We start from the raw sequence: 18,601 nt of genomic DNA, 5'->3' as shown, positions 1-18,601 counted from the left end.
AAAGATCAGAGAAGCCGAAAGATCGGAAAAGGCGGGCGCCACCAGCGGTGTGAGGCGAGCGCGGCCAGCCCGGCGCCTGCGGTGTTGAGCAGCACGTCGTCCACCGACGACACCCGATCCAGGCGTAGGGCGTACTGGGCGACCTCGACCAGCACCGAACACCCCGCCGCGAGGAGGAGGACGCGCGTGACCGACGCCAGCGCCGCGAACCGGATCGGCCCGAAGAATCCCAGCGCGGCGAAGACCAGCAGGTTCCCGACCACCTGCACGACTACGGTCAGCGGGCCGGCGCCGAGGACGGTGACCAGATCCCGCAGCGGCACCAGGCTCACCCGGCCGGGGACGGCACCGGCCTGATCACCCGGCAGCATGATCATCCACATCCAGGGCACCGTCCCGTAGACGATGCCGGCCTCCGCCACCGACCTCCGCCACGCGTGCGGATCGCCGGCGGCAGTCCGGCGACGAGCCAGAACCCACACCAGCAGGGCGGCGGGCGGCAGAGCGATCATGGTGAGGAGCACGACGCCGTTGAACGTGCCGAACCAGCTGTGCCATTCGTCGACCACGCCGCAATCTAACGCCGCCCCGCAAATCAATCGGGGTTCAGCTGCTGGGGAAGAACCCGGTCTCGGGACGCTGCACGTACTCCATCGCCCCGGTGAACGCCGGGTCGCTGAAGCGTCGTTGCATCTCCTCCGGTGTCACGTCCTCGATGTGGGTCTGTATCCACCACACGTTGCCGAACGGGTCGCGTACCCGCCCGACCAGGTCGCCGAAGGCCAGATGGGTGACCTCCGAGATGCCGGCGCCTCCCGGTAGTCGATGACCGCGGTAAATCGCTTGCGACCCGATCTCGTCGTGACGAGGCGGGTGATGCTCGAATAGCCGCTGGTGTCCGACCCGCGAGCCAAGCTTTGCGGCGATGGCTAAGGTCGCGGCCATGGCGCGCAGTGCAGCAAAAGGTGGCGGGATCCTTCTCTCGGCGGTGGTCGTGCTGGTGGTGCTGTGCGGCTTCCCGTCCGTCGCCGGCCTGGTCTACACCGCAGCGGTGAACCCGCAGCTGAACGAGTTCATCCATTACCTGCTGCCCGCCCTGCTCGGCTGGCCTACCGCCTGGGTCCTGTGGCGGGCCGCGCGCCAGGCCACCACACCCCGAGCCGCTTGGCTACTGGTCGGCGCCGCGGCCCTGCTGCTGATTGCGGTCACGTACGAACCGGTCCGGGTCTGCGTCCAGCTGCTCCACGAGGAATGGATGGAGACCCAGCCCGGCGGTCGCGGATATCAGCCGAATCCCTGAAAGGCTGCGCCCATGGGCGACTTCGATCATGCGGTGACCGTACGCCGAGCCAGGTGGACGAATAGGTCGGCGGTCAGCTCGACCGTCGGCGGCAGCACCTGCTCGATGCGGCGGTAGACCTCCTCCTGCTGCTCGACAGGCAACCCCAGGTACGCCGACACCGTGGAGAGATGACTGACGTAATCCCGTGCGGTCATCGTCAACCGGCGTTCGATCACATGCTGCTGCACGTCGGTGAACAGCTCGGATGCCAGCAGCTCGGTGCCGGGCCACTGCATCTCCGCCTCCGGCGGGGTGCCGTCGGGTGACGGGAACCCGGCGGACTCCAGGAACGGCGCCTGCGCCTGCCGCATGTCCTCGGCCACCGCCTCGTCGCTCAGATCCAGCGGGCTGCCGAACGCCGCGAACACCCCACCGGGTTTCAGCAACGCGGCGACCCGGGGCCAGCGGCCCTCAGCCACCGTCCAGTGCAGGGCCGCCGCCGCATAAACGAGATCAACGGGCGCCCCCGGCTCCAGCTGCTCGAAAGCCGCCTGCCGGGTCGGCACCGTCACGTGTTTACGCAGCTCGGCGAGCATCGCCTCATCCGGATCGGTCGCGGTCACCGCGACGCCGTGACCGGCGAACAACCGGGTCGCCTTGCCGGTCCCGGCGCCGATCTCCAACGCCGTCGAAAGAGCCGTCGGCGGCGGCCCGCTGGCATAATCAGCCACCAGGGAGAACAGCTCATCGGGATATCCCGGGCGGAACTTCTCGTAGGCTTGCGCCACGGCACCGAAGCTCAACGCGCGAACAGACATGCCGCGCATCGTGGCACGACATCACGATCAAGCGCTGCGCATTTGCGAACCGCGTACCGAATAATGGTGACCAATCCGCGAGCGCCGCGGCTCCGAACAACCTTCCGGACGGAAGGAGTGCCATGGCAGAGCACGGCCGGCGGGACCATCTGAGACCGGTGCCCGCGAGCTCGGACAACCCCGAACCGGATGCCGGTTCGCTGCTCAAAGCTGTCGCGCGCGGCGACGAGAAAGCCTTCGGGCGGCTCTACGACCTGGTCACGCCGCGTGTCTACGGCCTGATCCGGCGGGTGCTGCGTGACCCGGCGCAGGCCGAGGAGGTTGCTCAGGAGGTCCTCGTGGAGGTGTGGCGCACGGCTGCCCGCTTCGATCCGGAGCGTGGCTCGCCGACGGCGTGGGTGTTCACGATCGCGCATCGCCGTGCGGTCGACCGGGTGCGTTCCGAGCAGGCCGCGGCGGACCGGACCGTGCGCGCCGGTGCGGCGTCGGTCGACACGCCCTATGACGAGGTCGCCGACGAGGTCGCGGTGCGGCTGGAACGCCAGCAGGTGCGCAGCTGCCTCGACGATCTGACCGAGTTGCAGCGCCAGGCGGTCACCCTGGCCTACTACCAGGGTCACTCCTATCCGCAGGTGTCGCAGCTTCTGGACGTACCCCTGGCGACGGTGAAGACACGGATGCGCGACGGTCTGATCCGTCTGCGGGATTGCCTGGTGCCGGCATGAGCGTCGAGATACACGCCCTGGTCGGGCCCTACGCCCTCGACGCGCTCGACGACGTGGAACGCGCCGCCTTCGAACGCCACCTGCGCGAGTGCGAACCCTGCCGCCTGGAAGCCGACGACCTCCGCGAGACCGCGGCCCGGCTCGCCGACGGCGCCTGGTCGGTGCCACCGCCCGGCCTGCGCGACAACGTCCTGGCCGCGATCGGCAACACCCGCCAGGTCTCTGCCCCTGCCGCACGCTCCGCCCGGCCGGTTCGCCGGATGTGGGTGGCGGCCGCGGCCGCCGTCGTGGTCGCCGCAGGTGCGGCGGGTGCGGGCGCGTGGACGATCCAGGACCAGAGAGTACGCCGAGCCGAGGCGACCGCTGCTCAGGAAGCCCGTGTCCGAACCATCCTGACCGCGCCCGACGTCGTGCTGAGGGAAGAAACCCTCGACAGCGGCGGCCGGGTCACCGTGGCGAGTTCCCGGCTGCAGGACGCCGGGGTCATCATGCTGAGCGCCGACGGCGCGCCGGCTGCCGGCCGGGTCTACCAGACCTGGACGATCCGGGCCGGGACACCGTCGTCCGCCGGTGCGCTCGGTGAAGGCCAGTCGACGGCCGTGCAGGTCATCAACGGGCTGCCGGACGCCAACCAGGTCGGGGTCACCGTGGAGGCGGCACCCGGCGCGACCACGCCTTCGGCACCGCTGGACGCGCTCGTGGAACTAACTTGAGCTGATCACCCATCCGGCGGCACGCCGGCTCCGAATCCCGGTCAGTCGATGGCTCGGGAGGAGCTATGACCGGCGTGGACCTGGTGGACGAGCGTTACCGGCTGCTCGAATTGGTCGGCTCAGGAGGCATGAGCCGGGTCTGGCGTGCCCACGACGAGCTGCTGCAACGCACGGTCGCCGTCAAGGAGATCACCGTGCCGGCCGGCACGATCCGGGAGGCTCGGGCCGCGGCGCGGCTCGACCATCCGGGCGTCGTGAAGGTCTTCGACGTGATCCAGCGTGGCGAACAGTCCTGGATCGTCATGGAGTTCATCGACGGCCGGTCGTTGCAGCAGGCCGCACCGCTGCCGATCCGGGAGGTGGCCCGGATCGGCCTGCAGGTGCTCGCCGCGCTGCGGGCCGCGCACGGCGCCGGGGTACTGCACCGCGACGTCAAACCGGACAACGTGCTGCTCGCCGACGACGGCCGGGTGGTGCTCGGCGACTTCGGGCTGGCCACGATCGGTCGCGAAGGCGGGCCGGATCCGCGGCTGGGCTCACCGAACTTCATCGCCCCGGAACGGTTGTCGAACCAGGAAGTGGGCGTTCCGGCGGACCTGTGGTCGTTCGGCGCCACGCTGTACGCGGCCGTCGAGGGACGCACCCCGTTCGCTCGCGGTGACACCGAGGCGCAGTTGTGGGCGGTGCTGTCGGCGCCGCCGCATCCGCCGCGGCTGGCGGGGGAGTTGTCCGGGCTGCTGCTGGAACTGCTGGACAAGGACCCGGGTCGCAGGCCTCCGGCGGTGGAGGTCGAGCGGCGGCTGCGGGCCGTGGTCAGCAACGGGTCGTTCCAGGGCCGGGCGCCTGTCGTTGCGCCGCAGCTCGTTGCCCGGCAGCGCCGGCCGCACCTCTCGCTGATCATCACCGGGGTGCTGCTGGCGCTGGCGATCGGCGGGGCGGCCGCGGCCAGCCGCGGTTTCGATGACGCCCGGCCGGCTGTTCCGGAAAGCAGTCCGGCGGCTGCCCGGCTGTCCGCCGTACCGATGCCTTCTCCGCCCGGACTCTGTGGCCCCGACCCGGAGAAGGTCACCGCCGCCACCGCGCGGATCCCGGCCGGGCTGCCCGACGGCTGGATCTGGTCCCGGGACCCGGCCGGTTTCGCCCTGGCACTGCCCGCCGGCTGGACGCGGGTGGCCGCCGGCAACAACGTCTGCTTCACCGACCCCGCCGGCCGGCGCGCCTTCACCGTGAACGTCGCCGCCGTCGTCACCCGCGAACCGCTCGCCTACTGGCAGAGCCGGGAGAAAGCCGAGGCCCGGGCCCTGCCCGGATACACCCGGATCAGCATGGGTGTCCTGCTGCTCAAACGCGGCGGCGCCGACTGGGAGTACACCTGGCGGCCCGACTCGGACACCGTCCGCCACGAACGCCGCGTCCTGGTCGCCGTCACCGGCGACCGGTCCTACCTGCTGCGCTGGACCGTCACCGACGAGGACTGGGCCACGTCGGTACGCCTGCAACGCCGGCTCGTCGACCTGTTCTCATCGTCATCCTGAAGGAGTTCGTCATGAGAAGACTGCTGCTCGCTGTCCCGACGGTGCTGGTGCTGGCCTTCCCTGCACCGGCGCTGGCCAGCGAATCCGTGCACGTCAAACTGCTCGAACTCAACAAATCAGGCGCGAGCGGCACTGCCACGCTGACCGCCCTCGACAACGGCGACCTGAAGATCAGCATCCGCTCCCGCGGCCTGGTCCCCGGCTCGCCGCACGCCCAGCACCTGCACGGATCCGCCGACGGCATGGACTTCCACTGCCCCGCCATGTCAGCTGACACGGACGGCGACGGCTACGTCAGCACCGAGGAGGGCGTACCCGACTACGGCGACATCTTCGTCTCACTGACCACCAAGGGCGACGTCTCCCGGGCCAGCGGCCTGGCCGTGGACCGGATGCCCTCCGCGGACTCGAAGGGTGTGCTGTCCTACGACCGGACCATCGCCGGCGCCGACCTGCCCGCGGGAACCGTCGCGCACCTCAAGGACCTGCACATCGTCCAGCACGGCATCGACGCCAACGGCAACGACGCGTACGACATGAAGGCCCTCGGCGAGTCCACGCTGGCGAAGGCGGCCGGTCTGAACGGCATCCCGCAGGAAGCGACGAACCCGGCTCTGTGCGGCATGGTCTCCGGCGCGGCGGCGGGCTCCATCCCGGTGGGCGGCGTGGCGACAGGTGACGGCAGCACCCTGAACCGGGGCGTGGCCGGCTGGGCCGGGTACGCCGGGTTGGCGCTGCTGGTGGCCCTGGGTGCGGTTCTGGTGAGCCGCAGGCGCGCGTTCGTGCTGCCCCGGGCCGAGAGGTGACCCGACACCCGGGACGAGGGCTCACGGTGATGCGCTGTCCAGGTCGGGGTAGCCGGGTCGAGGGCTCACGGTGATGCGCCGGATACGCCGCCGGTCCACGGTGATCGCCGCGATGATGCTCGCGGCGGTCACCGGGCTGGCGGCGTTCGTCCTGGCCCGCCCCGATGACGCGCCCGCTCGTCCGTCGCAGGGTGCTGCCTTGCCGTCGACGGCGACGCCGTCGACGCCGTCCACGGCGACCGCTGTGCCAACCGGCGCGGCGGGCGACCCCGCGGCTCTCACCAGCGGCGAGCTGCTACCCACATCGGAGCCGACCCGTCTGGAGATTCCCCGCCTGCGTGTCGACGTGCCGGTGGTCGGACTGGGCCTGCAAACCGACGGAACCATGCAGGTCCCGGACGACGCCCACACCGTCGGCTGGTACACGCGGGCATCCACACCCGGCTCCCTGGGCCCGGCCGTGCTCGCCGGCCACGTCGACTACCAGGGTGCGAAAGGCACCTTCGCGGGGCTGACGCGACTGCGCGACGGCGACGAAGTACGGGTGACCCGGACCGACGGGATCACGGCCGTCTTCACGGTGAACGCGACGACCCGTTACCCGAAGAACGAATTCCCGTCCGAGGCTGTCTACGGCCCGATCGACCACGCCGGCCTGCGCCTGATCACCTGCGGCGGCGACTTCAACTCCCGCACCGGCCACTACGAAGACAACATCGTCGTCTTCGCCACTCTGCACTCCACGACCCGCTAGCAGTCTTTCGCCTCCACTCGACGGCAGAACTGCCGAGGCGCGTAGCCCTCCCCGCATAGCCAGTGCCCGGTATAGACGATGCGATTAGCGGGACGACGCCGACCGGCCCGAGGGGTGGGTCGTCGAGCCGACATGCGTGGACCTGTTCCACCATCCGGTCCTCCGACCTGCGACGCCATCCGAGCGCGAATTCGCCACTGATGTGGGCGACGGGTGGTCTGCCCGGCAGCGGTCACTGCGTTGGTGGTGCGGGACGCTCCACATGCAGACCGGTCTGAGGCTCATCCAGCAAGATCGAGGGAGGATGATTTGCCGGTTCGGGATACAGTCCCGTCTATGACCAGCTTGATCGTTGGTGGAAGCATCGTATCGGCGCTGTTGGTCGCCGCGCTGATCGTGGTTCTCGCGTTGCGGCGGAGACGACACGCCCGACGAGTCCTGGATCGTGATGAGCTCCTACGTCGAGGAGCGCTTGCGTCCCGGCAAATTTCCCAGGACAGCCGACGTGCGCGACGGGGATCGCTGCGGCGCGGCGGCCTCGGCGAAGGTTCCGAGCCGAACCATGCGACATCTTACGGGTCCGACGCATCCGGCTCCATATGATCAGAAAACCTTTTCGTATATTCATCGCAGGGCGGAGCTATTTCCGTGGAGTACATCGTGGAGATCGTCATCGCGGGGCTGGGCGGATTCGCCCTGCTCGGCCGGGGCATCTTTGTCCTGCGCCGTGGTGAGAATTCGACCGTGAAGGCCACGGGTCGGGCATGGCGGAATGCGAGCGAAGCAGGCATCTTCTGGTTCCTGCTCGGTTCTGCAATGCTGCTTGTCGCTTTCATGTGGATCAGCGCCGCCACAGGGTTCGCCGGCCCCGGCGGTGTCGTCGGGCCAGAGACCGGTTTCTACATCAGCTTTGCGCCAGCCCTTCTGTGCGCCATCGCCGTCACGCGCTACCGGCCTCGCAAGGCCACTGGCCTGCGCAGCATTTCATGAGTTGAGCGGGCAACCGAACGTTCTGTGTGCCAGAGCCGGCATGACCAACGCCGAGCGATGGTCCGCTGCCGCGGATAGACCAGTGCTCTCCGCGGCTACTTGTTTCAATGAAGTACGACCGCAGCCCGGCAAGGCTTGGTCGAGGTGATCGGTGGGATCACTCGCTCGCGGCTTTCAGCGCTCCAGCTCGCGGAGATCGTCCGCTGTGTGCGCGCGTCAGCCATCGGAGGAGGTGGGATCCGGAATGCAGATATCGTCGGTCAATACCCCGTCCTCTTCGACCTGTGGCGCGGAGGAAGGCGGGCCGCAAGGCGGTTCAGAGGGCGACGGCGGGGTAGTTACGCCGGCCGGGGATGGAACTCCGGGTGTCGGATCGGGTAGATCTGTTGGATTCTGGTTGCATGCCGATAACCCCAAGATGACAATGGAAATCACGCAAAATTCGAGAACGCGATTAATAAAAGCATCTTGAGCCACGTTTTTACCATTTCGTCCACGCCGTTTATGCCGGCGACAACCTCCAGCAAATTGAGTCTGTCACACTGCCGGGGAGATCCGGGGCGACACTCGACAGCTTTCCAGCGTCCCAGTCAGCGACGTGATCCGGATGGCGGCCGCGGCCGAGCAGTCGATGCTGACGCGCTAAGGCCCGCGGTGCGCCCTATCGGCGGATGACGCCGGACCCCGGGCAGTGGTCGCTTTGTCTTCGCAGCGGGTTACGACGGTGGTGGTAGTAGGTTGGCGCTGACATACCGCGGATGTCAGATGCACGATGGCCAGGCCTTACGTACGTTGGTGCGCATGGGACCTCCCTCACTGTCGCCCGCCCGAATGCGTGAGGTGGTGCGGAGTCGGCCCCTGTTGGCTGACGTTTTCTGGGCGATCGCCGTTGGTTCGATGCTGGCTGTCGGGGCTTTCGCGGGCCTGCACCGCAGGCATGACGTCGCGTTCGGGGCTGACCTTGCGGCGGCCGCGGTGGCAGCCGCTGCGTTCGCGTTGCGGCGGGTGGCGGTGATACCGGTACTGGTGTGCGCGGTGGCCGCAGAGGTGGGCTATCTACTCATCGGCTGGAATACCCCCGGGCTGCTCGTTGCCGTGGGGGCCGCGTTGTACCAGCTTGCCGTGCAGTCGAATCGGTCGGCTGCTTGGGGTACCTGGCTGATTTGCGCGGTGTTGTGCTGGGCGGCCTGCTCGTTCGGCACGAGTGCCGACTGGTTGAGTTCGCTGAGTCTCGGTGTTTTCGCCTGGCTCGGCCTGCCGACCGCGTTCGGTGATTCGGTACGTAATCGCCGGGCCTACATCGCCGAGGTCGAGGAACGGGCGCGGCGCGTGACGCAGAGCCGGGACGAGGAAGTGCACCGCCGGGTCGCTGAGGAGCGATTGCGTATCGCACGGGAACTGCACGATGTGGTGGCCCATCACATCTCGGTCATCAACGTCCAGTCGGGTGCCGCCGCTTACGCGCTGGCTCGCCGGCCGGAGGCCGCGGGGCCGCCGCTCGCTCACATCCGCCGAGCCTCGGGCATGGTGCTCAAGGAGCTCGCTTCGGTCGTCGGTCTGTTACGGCAGCCGAGCGATCTGGAGCCCGGCAACCGGCCGCATCCTGGTCTTGCCCAGGTACCCGAACTCATCGGGTCCTTCACCGGAGCAGGGGTCCATGTCGATGTCGGCTGGGCCGGTGACCCGCGTCCGGTGCCGGCGCTCACGGATCTGGCCGCGTACCGAATCATTCAGGAGGGCCTGACCAACGCCAGCAAGCACGGCAGTGACGGCACCGTGTCCGTGCAGCTCGAGTACACGCGTGATCAGGTTCTGGTCGAGATCGTCAACCCGGTGCGGGCGAAGCGGCGGGCGACCGGCTCCGGTTACGGCCTGATCGGCATGCGGGAACGCGCGGTGGCGGCGGGCGGCACCCTCGCCGTGCAGCCCGGCGTGAATATGTTCACCACCCGGGCATTACTTCCCGCGCCCGCGCAGTACGGAGACCAGACATGAGCATCCGGGTCCTGCTGGCAGATGATCAGACTCTGATCCGGGCCGGGTTTCGGCTCATCATCGATCTGGCGGACGACATGCAGGTCGTCGGGGAGGCGAGCGATGGCAGGGAAGCGATCGAGCTGGCCTCCGCCATGCACGCCGATGTCGTGCTCATGGACATTCGTATGCCCGTCATGGACGGCTTGGAAGCCACCCGCCGGATCGCCTCCGACGAAGCATTGTCCGCTGTCAGTGTCGTGGTGCTGACCACTTTCGAGGCGGACGACAACGTGCTGGCCGCGCTTCAGGCCGGCGCCTGCGGATTCTTGAGCAAGGATGTGGAACCCGAGGAATTGCTGCGGGCAATCCGGGTGGTCGCGGCCGGCGAGGCCCTGCTGACCCCGCGTGCCACCCGCGGCCTGATCAACCGATTTCTGGCCCCACCGGAAGAGCAGCAGCGGGCAATGGCGCCGTCGCTCAGCGGGCTCACCGACAGAGAACGCGAAGTGCTGCGGCTCGTCGCGCTCGGCCAGTCGAACGGTGAGATCGCCGAGCGGCTGGGGCTGTCCCCGCTGACGGCGAAGACCCACGTCAACCGCACGATGACCAAACTCGGGGTACGTGACCGCGCGCAACTTGTCGTCATCGGATACCAGAGCGGATTGGTCCGTCCCGGCGACCAGCCGTAACCGCGGCCGGCGCCCTGTTATCGCTGGGCGTACCGCGCTCGTGGTACCACGCCTGTCGTAGTTCATGGCACGTCCCGGTCGGTCTGCGATATTCCGGGTCCGGTCGCGCGGCCGTATGGCAGCAGGTCCTGGGGTAAGAATCCAGAATTCCGATGGCTGTGTTCGACGCTGCGTGACAGAGCGATTTACCACGCCGATGGTACGAGGAATTCACTGCGTGCGGACGACGAAATTTCCTTTCCCCTTTGTCATGCTGATTGCGTTGCCTCCTTGATGTGAGTCCGCATCAAGGAAAATAGATGAACTCCGGAATCAACGAAAGAAAGGGGGTTTCGGCTGCTGACATGAAAAACCTTGACCCATAAAAATGCCGCAGCAGGACCATTAATTCGGTTCGTTCAGTTGCGGCCGAATGTCATGGCTGCGTCCGACGCATGCCGCGAATGAGGAGCTTGAGTGAAGCACACAGCAGTGAACCGTAGAACCGTCATGCTGGGAGTCGGAGCGACCGCGGGTCTTGCCGCGACCGGCGGACTCACCGTGGCGACACAGGACGCGGACGCGAGCGTCCGGCCGTCTTCCGGTTCGTCGGATGCTCTGGTCTTCGACAAGGACGACTACACCGAGCTGACGGAGACCATCGCTGACGCGGCCGGCGTCAAGCACGAGGTGACGTACCACTTCTACAAGCCCCGCAACTACGTCACCAATCCGTCCGACGCCACCCATCAGAGCCTGGTCGTCAGCGTCCCGGTCAAGATCGACGGCAAGGCCGTCGATGCCACCGGCGCACCGATCGTCTTCGCCAACGCGGTCGGCGCCTACATGCCGTCGAGTGTGGCTGCCGCCACCGGCGTGGGGCAGGCGGCGCTGGAGATGGGCAACCTGGGCGGTGGTGCACCCGGCGGTGCGGCTCCCGGCGGTGCGGCTCCCAGCGGTGCACCTTCCGGCGGCGGGACTGCCGGTGGTGGCACCGGGGCAATCAACGGAATGGTCAACCTCGCGAAGCTGGCGCTCGCTGCCGGCTATGTCGCGGTAGAGCCGGGCACCCGTGGCCGTAGCCTCACCGACTCCAGCGGTACGTACTACGGCACCGCGCCCGCCGTCATCGTGGACCTGAAGGCCGCCGTACGGTACGTGCGGTTCAACAAGGGCCGCATTCCGGGCAACACGAACCGGATAATCTCCACCGGCACCAGCGCCGGCGGTGCGGTGTCCGCCCTTCTCGGTGCGTCCGGCGACAGCCCGATCTACGACAAGTACCTCAAGGAGATAGGCGCGGCCGCCGCCAGCGACGCGGTCTTCGCCACGGGCACCTGGTGCCCCATCACCGACCTCGAGCACGCCGACGCCGCATACGAATTCAACTGGGGCACCAACGCCACGGCGAGCACCGGCAAGGTCGTCGACCAGACCCTGTCCAAAGCGTTCCAGTCACAGTTCGCCGCGTACCAGGACTCCCTCAAGCTGGACGGGCTCAACCGCTTCGGCCGGCTCACCGCCCGCAACTACGACAAGTACCTGCTGCAGACCTATCTGCAGCCGTCCGCCACGCGATACCTCGCGGCGCTGTCGGCCACCGACCGGGCGGCGTACCTGGCCGCGAACACCTTCATCACCTGGTCCGGTGGCAAGGCCACGTTCACGTGGGCCGGCTACCTCACCCACGTCGGCGCCCGGAAGAAGGCCGCCCCGGCGTTCGACGCCTTCGACCTGTCGTCGGGCGAGAACAACGAGTTCGGCACCGGTACCACCTCGGCCCGGCACTTCACCGCGTACAGCCAGCAGCACGACACCACCGGCCTCGCGAGTAAGCAACTCGACAGCGACATCGCCGAGAAGCTGAACCTGATGAACCCGATGTACCACGTCAAGAAGCGCAACCCGAACCGGTCGAAGCACTGGTGGATCAGGGTCGGCACCAACGACACCGATACCTCGCACATCATCTCCGCCAACCTCGCCGCCGCACTGGACAACATCGGCGACAACGTCAACCACGAGTACTACTGGGACCAGGGTCACGCCACCAACACCGACCCCGGCGACTTCATCACCTGGATCGCCAAGGTCTCCGGATACACGAGGTAGGGCCGAGCCGCGGACCGACCGGATCGCCTGTGGCCGTGTGCCGCGGCGATTCGGTCTCCGCCTGTCAGCTGACATTTTCGCGAGATGTGTATAAAACTCGCAAAAACATTTTATACGTCATTCAACGCATAAAACTCCTGTTGTCCATACGGTGGCAGGGTCTGTAGAGCCTCGAGTCAGGAGATTTGTCGATGCTGTCCGTCACTTCAGCTGGTCGCGCCAGGAGTATCACGGCCGCGCTTCTCGCCAGTGGTTTGCTGTTCGCTGGATGCGGAGATTCCGGCAGCGACGAGGCTGCTTCCACTGCTACGGCGACCGCGTCCGCGGACGGGAGCGGAAGGCCTGGGGGCCGGCCGAGCGGTGGGATGCCAGGCGGTGGGATGGGCGCGAGCTGTACCGGCTCGTCGGCGACGCCCACCACGGCGGCGACCGGAGCGGTGTCGGCCTCCGGCACCACGAGCACGGTCTCGGCCGCGGTGACGAAGGCGGAGGCGTTCCTCGCCACGCTCTCCGCCGAGCAGAAGGAATCAGTGCTGGAGGACTACAGCGCCCTCGGCACGAAGCAGTGCAGCTGGTCGAACTTCCCGGACGGGCTTTTCAACGGCCGGATCGGCCTCAAGCTCGGAGACCTGAGCGACACACAGAAAACCGCCGCGTACGCGGCACTGCAGAGCGTGCTGTCAGCCGATGGTTACACCCAGGTCAAGAACGAGATCGCCGGCGACGACTACCTGGCGGCCACGGGTGGTTCGCCCGGCAATCCGGGCGAGGACTATTACCACATCGTCCTGTTCGGGGAGCCGTCCGCGGATCAGCCGTGGACCCTGCAGTTCGGCGGTCATCACCTCGCCGTGCACGTCTCCTTGGGTGGTGGCGCGTTGAGCGTCTCCCCGCACTTCAGCGGTATCCAGCCGATCAGCTTCGACTCCGGCGGCACCACGATCGAGGGGATGAAGCAGGAGACCGAGGACATCTTCGGGCTGTTCAAGTCACTGACCTCCGATCAGCAGACCAGCGCGAAGACCGCTGACAGCTACGACGACATCGTGATGGGGCCAGGCACCGACACCGGGTACCCGACCCAGGAGGGCTTGTCGTACAGCAAACTGACTGACGCGCAGAAGGCCCAGGTGAAGGCGGTCATCAAGGACTGGGTCGGCGACGCCGCAGACACGCTGTCGAAGCCGCTGCTGGACCTCTACAACTCACAGCTCGACCAAACCACGATCTCCTACTCGGGTACGGTCGAGGAGGAGACGACGGGGGCGTACTTCCGTATCGACGGTCCCCGGGTCTGGATCGAGTGGATCAACACCGCGGCGGCGGGCTTCCACTACCACACCGTCTACCGCGACAAGCAGCTCGACTACGGCACCGGCGTGAGCTGATGCGAGCCGTCCTCTTCGCGATGGCCGTGGCCGGCCTGCTCATCCTGGCGCCGGCCCCCGCGCAGGCGCACGACGCGGGGACAACGCTGATCACGGTTGCCCCCGGTAGCGAGGAAGTCCGGCTGACCGCGCAGATCCCGCTGTCACGGATCGACTTCGCCTATCACACCGAGCTGGACCGCGATCCTCAGCGGACCGTACCCGAGCAGCAGGCGTGGCTGACCAGCCTGGTCGCCGACCGGGTCTCACTCACCGACCCGGACGGCGCCGGCTGGGGCGTCACGGTCGACTCCCTCGCCCCTGACTACCTGCTGGGCTTCAACACCGTCAGGGTGACGCTGACCGCGACACCACCGGCCGGCACCCACTCCGCACTGGCCGACCTTCGATGGACAGTGGTGAACGACGTCGTCTACACCCACAAGGTGTTCATCGGGGAGAACGGCCTCGACGGACTCATCACCCGCAGGCAACCCGTCGCCCGGCTCACCGTCGTCCCGCTGGCCGCGACGGAACCGGTCTCGTTCGCCTCGATGCTGCGCACCGGCTTCGAGCATTTCCGCGAAGGCCCGGACCACCTGCTGTTCCTCTGCATGGTCGCGCTCACCGCCGCCCGGCGCCGGGCCCGCCCGGTAACAACGCTGCGCCGGCTCGCGTTGCTCACCGCGATGTTCACCATCGGGCACTCGCTCAGCCTGGCCTGCGCAACCCTGGGCTGGGTCAATCCGCCCACCCGGTGGGTGGAGACCGGGATCGCCATCACGATCGGCCTCGCCGCCGTCCACGCGTTGCGTCCCACATTGTCGACCCGCGCGGAACTCGCCATCACCGCAGCGTTCGGACTGATCCACGGATTCGGATTCGCCGGGACGCTGCACGAGCTGAACCTCAGCGGCACCGAGATCGTCGAACCGCTCCTGGGCTTCAACCTCGGCCTCGAGGCGGCACAGCTCATGGGTCTCGCGTTACTCGCCGTGCCGCTGTGGATCGTGGCGCGATCGTCCGCCGCATCAGCCGCGCTCGCTGCCGCGGCTGGGACGTTCGCGACGTGCTGGATCCTGCAACGCGCCTTCCTGCTCACCAACCCGCTGGAATCCGTCGCCGGCACCGTGCTCGGCACACCGGAACGATTCGCCGTCGCGTTGCTCATCGTCGCGATCCTGGTGCTGATGGTCAACGGCATCCGTGCCCGCCGCCCAGCAGCCACGCCGTAACCGTGAGGTGAGCACGGGCCCGGCTGACCGCTGACGTACGGCCGGGGATCCGGTGCGGTACAGCGCGGCGCCGGCGCGCTCTCATCGGCGATGGGAGCGCGCCGGCAGAGAGGCGCTGATGCGGCACGATCGCTGGGGGTGCGGACCGGTGGCGTTGAATAGCAGAGGTTCGACCCTGTTCGGGGCGGATGTCTCAGCGGCGCTGTAACGGGGACTTGTCGCCTACGAGCCAGAGATGGCCGTACGGATCGAAGAAGCCGCCCTGTCGATGTGTCCCCCACAGCGCTTCGTGGTCTCGTACCGGATCGTGGTAGTTCGCTCCCGCCGCAGCGGCGTTGCCGGCGAAGGAGTCCGGGTCGTCCACGAAGACCTCGACGCGTACCGTCGTGGTGCCCAGTTCGGCGGGGCTCTTCCAGCCGTTGCTCTCCGGCTGGGCCAGGAAGAACGGCGCCCCGCCGATCTCCAGGCCGATGACCGAGCCGAGGTTCCACAGTTCGGTGGCGCCGAGTGCGCGCTGGTACCAGGCGGATGCCGCAGGGGCGTCCGGCACCGCGAGCATCAGAGAGATAGCGGTCACCAGACGCACGATACGCGCCGGAAGTCACGCCGGTAATCCTGCGGAGCGCGCTCACCCGCCCGTGAGGCATGAACGGTGGCGGGCCGGGTACCGAGTCGATCAGCACCGCAGCTCCTGCGATGCGTCTGCCGAGCATGTTCACGCTGGAGGAGAAGATCATGGCGACCACGGAGGCGCTTCCCGAGCTGGTCGACGAGCTTTATGCCGGGCAGGAGCGGATCGATCGGAACGAGATCTATCGCCGGGCTGTCGCCGCGGAGTTGCCGTCCGACGACATGGCCGTGCTCGACCGGCTGCCCGAGGGTGAGTACGCCGAGGACGAGCTGAACGAGGCCATCGCGCAGATCGCCGAGCCCGGCGCTTCCCCGCTGAGTGTCGACCAGGAACCCACCGGCTGACGCGCGCCGGCACCGGGCCCGAAGATCAGCTCTCAGAAGTAGTCGTGCAGTGTCGGCACGGGGCCGGCGGTCGCGGTGCGCAGCAGTTCGTCGGTGCCGGCGTCGCCGCCGGTCAGGAAACCACTGCGACGCAGCTGCTGTGGCGTCGCGGCGCCCGCGTACCAGGCGGCCAGGCCGCGTGGTGTCAGCCGGACGGTGCCCGCGCCGCCCGGCTCCAGCCGGGCGTTGCCGCCGGAGAGCACCAGCCGGTGGCGGCCCTGGTGCCACGGGCAGACGTCGTCGATCAGCTCCAGGTCGGCCTCGCCGGTCAGGTGCCGCGGCCAGCCGCGGGCAGCGACCGCGCCGTACGCGTCGACGACGCGCAGCATCCACGGCTGGGTGGACCCGGGCTTGGCGTCGCCCCGGGCCAGCAGCGACCAGACCGGGTCGGCGGCGCCCAGCCGGATCAGGACGGTCGGCGCGACACTCGCCCAGCCGCCGAGCATGGCCAGCAACGTACGCGTCGCCCCGGGCGTCAGCCCGATCAGATCGTCCACGGTGAGTGTGCCGCTCGCGTCGTAGCCAGGGCCGCGGTTCCAGGAGGCGTACCCGACGACGGCGCCGGTGTCGTCGACGGCGACGGTGAAGCCGTGGTATTCGGCCAGCAGCTGCGCCGGGGTCGCTGCGAAGGCAGGCCCGGAGCGCTCCATCATGGCGGTGCCCGACCGCGCCACCTCGCGGTAGATCTCCTCGACGGCGGGAATGTCGGCCTCGGTCGCCGGCCGCAGCGTCGTCGTGGTGTCGGGGCGGATCTCGGCCAGCACCCGGGTCTGCGCCGTGTAGTAGACCAGCGCGCCGGCCTCCTCCCAGCCCAGCGCCCGGTACGGCCCCGGTGTGGTGTCGAACAGCGTGCTGATCACCGCGCCCCGGTCCCGGGCGTCCTGCAGCAACCGGGTCAGCACGAGCCGGCCCAGGCCACGCCCCCGCAGCTCGGCCGCGGTCGCCACGCCGGCGACGCCGCTGGCCGGCACGACCCGGCCGCCGAACCACTGCCCCTGCTCGCGGTCCACCGCCTTGGCGACCAGCCGCCCGGCCGGGTCGAAGACGCCGTGCGTACGCCGGCCGGGGGAATCGGAGGACCAGCCTTCTGGCATGCGCCGCTCGTGGTAGCCGAACGCGAGGCTCCCGAGGGCCCACGCGAGCTGTTGATCCTCCGGCCCGAGGCGCCGTACCTGGTACGTCATACCGGACATCCTGCCAGGCGCCCGGTTCAGGCCGGCGCTGATCACAGGGCGCGGATGTGTGCCGCGCTCTCCTTGTCCACCGTGGCCCACGGTTTGCCGAACGCCGATTGGGACGCTCCGTCCAGCCCGATGCCGTACTGCACCGCGCCCTGGAAGAACTGCAGTGTCTTCGCCTTGCCGTACTTCTTGAACAGGAAGCTGACGGCGTAGAAGCCGACGGCGTACCGGCCGTCCGCGTCGAGCAGGCTGGCGTCGTCGGCCGGCGGCTTGATCGAGACCGAGCGGAGGGGCCGCTTGCGCAGCAGGGTGTCCAGCGCGTACCGCTTGCGGTACCCGTCGACTCCCGGCCGTTGCTTCTGGACGTAATCGGCCATTCCCTCGACGAGGAACCAGACGTCGTCGCGGCCGTAGTAGGAGTCGCCACGCAACGTGGAGACATGTGCCAGTTCGTGGGTGAGCAGCTCATCGGCGAACCCCGAGGTCAACTCCGACGCGAGCACCTCGACCTCGATCCGCGCCGGTCCCGTGGGCAAGGCTTGGCCGGCCACCCATCGGCCGGGGCGACCGGTATACCAGCGCTTCCAGGAGGCGTCATCGGCGACGAAAACCAGGTAGCGCCCGACCGTACCGTCACCGACGCCGTAGTGGTCCGCGATCGCGGCCGCCTTCTCCGCTCGGCGAGACAGCTCGGTGAGCCGGTTGCGGTATTTGACGGGGACGGCGAGGAGGGTACGGGCGCCCGCCTGTGCCACCAGCTCAGTGGTCTCCCACGGGCGGCTCATCGGGTGGGTCCAGTACGACTGACAGGACGAGCACAGTGCCTTCCGATCATGCGGGCGGAAGCCGGTCAGCCGCAGACCCGCTGCCGTCTCCACCCAGAAACTGTCGAAGACGGCCTCGTCGGCGGCACAGTCCCGGTCCACGAAGCAGTGATCGACGATGTGGACGACCCGCCAGGTTCCCTTCTTCGGCAACGCGTACGGTTGCCCGTCGATCCGCTGCTCGAAGCGGGTGACCTGGAGTGAGCGCAGAGTCCGGAACCGGCCTTGCAGTTCGGCCAGCACTGCCTTGTCGCCCGGTTGCGCCGCGCCGGCGAACCTGTCGAAGTCGCCGGTGAGCAGCCCCTCGGTCTGAGCCTTGAAGGCCGCTCGCACCTCCTGCCCGACCCAGGCCTGGACTTCGGATTGCGGCGCCGCCGGATCGGGGCGGGGCAGCGCCGGGGCGGTCACATCCGGCGACGGCGCCACCGGAACCGGCGCCGAGCTCACGGCGGTGGCGGGAGCAGGCGAATCCTGGCAGGCGCTCAACCCCGCCGCGGCCAGCAATGTGGTGACGGAGAACAGCGCGAGCCGCCGCCATCGGAGATCTTCGATCACGAGTGAGGAGCATAGATGAGCACAAGATCACTTGATCGAGGCCCG

The 18,601-nt window shown here is 68.3% G+C and carries 19 protein-coding genes; 13 read left to right on the top strand and 6 right to left on the bottom strand.

Annotation, left to right across the window (positions count from 1 at the left end):
* Positions 1-5: 5 nt before the first annotated feature.
* Entirely contained in the window at positions 6-569 is a 564-nt protein-coding gene (locus ACQP2E_RS27625; protein WP_433825866.1) for a VanZ family protein, read from the bottom strand.
* Between the two features lie 37 nt (positions 570-606).
* Positions 607-945, bottom strand: a complete 339-nt coding sequence (locus tag ACQP2E_RS27620) for a hypothetical protein (RefSeq protein ID WP_433825865.1) — start codon at positions 943-945, stop codon at positions 607-609.
* Between ACQP2E_RS27620 and ACQP2E_RS27615 the strand changes: the two genes are divergently transcribed.
* Positions 944-1,300 (top strand): hypothetical protein, encoded by a 357-nt coding sequence (locus ACQP2E_RS27615; RefSeq protein WP_433825864.1) that lies wholly within the window; start codon positions 944-946, stop codon positions 1,298-1,300. The genes ACQP2E_RS27620 and ACQP2E_RS27615 overlap by 2 nt on opposite strands.
* 26 nt (positions 1,301-1,326) lie before the next feature.
* Here ACQP2E_RS27615 and ACQP2E_RS27610 read toward each other — a convergent pair whose 3' ends face one another.
* On the bottom strand, positions 1,327-2,100 hold the full coding sequence (locus tag ACQP2E_RS27610; RefSeq protein ID WP_433825863.1) for a class I SAM-dependent methyltransferase: 774 nt from the start codon (positions 2,098-2,100) through the stop codon (positions 1,327-1,329).
* A 122-nt stretch (positions 2,101-2,222) separates the two neighbouring features.
* Here ACQP2E_RS27610 and sigK point away from each other — a divergent pair, with 122 nt between their 5' ends.
* From sigK to ACQP2E_RS27555, 11 genes are all read left to right on the top strand, one after another.
* Entirely contained in the window at positions 2,223-2,825 is a 603-nt protein-coding gene (gene sigK / locus ACQP2E_RS27605; RefSeq protein WP_433825862.1) for an ECF RNA polymerase sigma factor SigK, read from the top strand.
* Positions 2,822-3,538: an anti-sigma factor gene (locus ACQP2E_RS27600; RefSeq protein WP_433825861.1), complete on the top strand. Its 717-nt coding sequence runs from the start codon at positions 2,822-2,824 to the stop codon at positions 3,536-3,538. Before sigK ends, ACQP2E_RS27600 begins: the two co-directional genes overlap by 4 nt.
* 65 nt (positions 3,539-3,603) lie before the next feature.
* Positions 3,604-5,073 (top strand): serine/threonine-protein kinase, encoded by a 1,470-nt coding sequence (locus tag ACQP2E_RS27595; protein WP_433825860.1) that lies wholly within the window; start codon positions 3,604-3,606, stop codon positions 5,071-5,073.
* Between the two features lie 11 nt (positions 5,074-5,084).
* Complete coding sequence (locus ACQP2E_RS27590) at positions 5,085-5,879, top strand: hypothetical protein (RefSeq protein WP_433825859.1); 795 nt, start codon at positions 5,085-5,087, stop codon at positions 5,877-5,879.
* 73 nt (positions 5,880-5,952) lie between these two features.
* Positions 5,953-6,633 carry a class F sortase gene (locus ACQP2E_RS27585; protein ID WP_433825858.1) on the top strand — a complete coding sequence of 227 codons (681 nt, stop codon included), beginning with the start codon at positions 5,953-5,955 and terminating at the stop codon, positions 6,631-6,633.
* A 648-nt stretch (positions 6,634-7,281) separates the two neighbouring features.
* Positions 7,282-7,623, top strand: coding sequence for a hypothetical protein (locus tag ACQP2E_RS27580; RefSeq protein WP_433825857.1), 342 nt, complete (start codon positions 7,282-7,284; stop codon positions 7,621-7,623).
* 831 nt (positions 7,624-8,454) lie between these two features.
* Positions 8,455-9,618 (top strand): sensor histidine kinase, encoded by a 1,164-nt coding sequence (locus ACQP2E_RS27575; RefSeq protein ID WP_433825856.1) that lies wholly within the window; start codon positions 8,455-8,457, stop codon positions 9,616-9,618.
* Entirely contained in the window at positions 9,615-10,289 is a 675-nt protein-coding gene (locus tag ACQP2E_RS27570) for a response regulator (RefSeq protein ID WP_433825855.1), read from the top strand. The genes ACQP2E_RS27575 and ACQP2E_RS27570 overlap by 4 nt, the downstream gene beginning before the upstream one ends.
* 489 nt (positions 10,290-10,778) lie before the next feature.
* On the top strand, positions 10,779-12,380 hold the full coding sequence (locus ACQP2E_RS27565) for a subtype B tannase (protein WP_433825854.1): 1,602 nt from the start codon (positions 10,779-10,781) through the stop codon (positions 12,378-12,380).
* 380 nt (positions 12,381-12,760) lie between these two features.
* The gene (locus ACQP2E_RS27560; RefSeq protein WP_433825853.1) at positions 12,761-13,768 is read left to right on the top strand and encodes a DUF3500 domain-containing protein; all 1,008 of its coding nucleotides are present in this window, start codon (positions 12,761-12,763) and stop codon (positions 13,766-13,768) included.
* The gene (locus tag ACQP2E_RS27555) at positions 13,768-14,982 is read left to right on the top strand and encodes a HupE/UreJ family protein (protein ID WP_433825852.1); all 1,215 of its coding nucleotides are present in this window, start codon (positions 13,768-13,770) and stop codon (positions 14,980-14,982) included. The genes ACQP2E_RS27560 and ACQP2E_RS27555 overlap by 1 nt, the downstream gene beginning before the upstream one ends.
* Before the next feature lie 193 nt (positions 14,983-15,175).
* Here the strand turns inward: ACQP2E_RS27555 and ACQP2E_RS27550 are convergent, their stop codons facing one another.
* On the bottom strand, positions 15,176-15,559 hold the full coding sequence (locus tag ACQP2E_RS27550; RefSeq protein WP_433825851.1) for a VOC family protein: 384 nt from the start codon (positions 15,557-15,559) through the stop codon (positions 15,176-15,178).
* 119 nt (positions 15,560-15,678) lie between these two features.
* Between ACQP2E_RS27550 and ACQP2E_RS27545 the strand changes: the two genes are divergently transcribed.
* Positions 15,679-15,957 (top strand): hypothetical protein, encoded by a 279-nt coding sequence (locus tag ACQP2E_RS27545; RefSeq protein WP_433825850.1) that lies wholly within the window; start codon positions 15,679-15,681, stop codon positions 15,955-15,957.
* Between the two features lie 32 nt (positions 15,958-15,989).
* Here the strand turns inward: ACQP2E_RS27545 and ACQP2E_RS27540 are convergent, their stop codons facing one another.
* Positions 15,990-17,180 (bottom strand): GNAT family N-acetyltransferase, encoded by a 1,191-nt coding sequence (locus ACQP2E_RS27540; protein ID WP_433825849.1) that lies wholly within the window; start codon positions 17,178-17,180, stop codon positions 15,990-15,992.
* A gap of 41 nt (positions 17,181-17,221) precedes the next feature.
* Positions 17,222-18,556 carry a hypothetical protein gene (locus ACQP2E_RS27535; protein ID WP_433825848.1) on the bottom strand — a complete coding sequence of 445 codons (1,335 nt, stop codon included), beginning with the start codon at positions 18,554-18,556 and terminating at the stop codon, positions 17,222-17,224.
* Positions 18,557-18,601 lie beyond the last annotated feature (45 nt).

The sequence above is a fragment of the Actinoplanes sp. CA-015351 genome (genome assembly GCF_050955685.1).
In the GTDB taxonomy this organism is placed as follows: domain Bacteria; phylum Actinomycetota; class Actinomycetes; order Mycobacteriales; family Micromonosporaceae; genus Actinoplanes.
The sequence above is the reverse complement of the archived record's forward strand: the minus strand, read 5'-3'. Positions and strand labels throughout refer to the sequence as shown.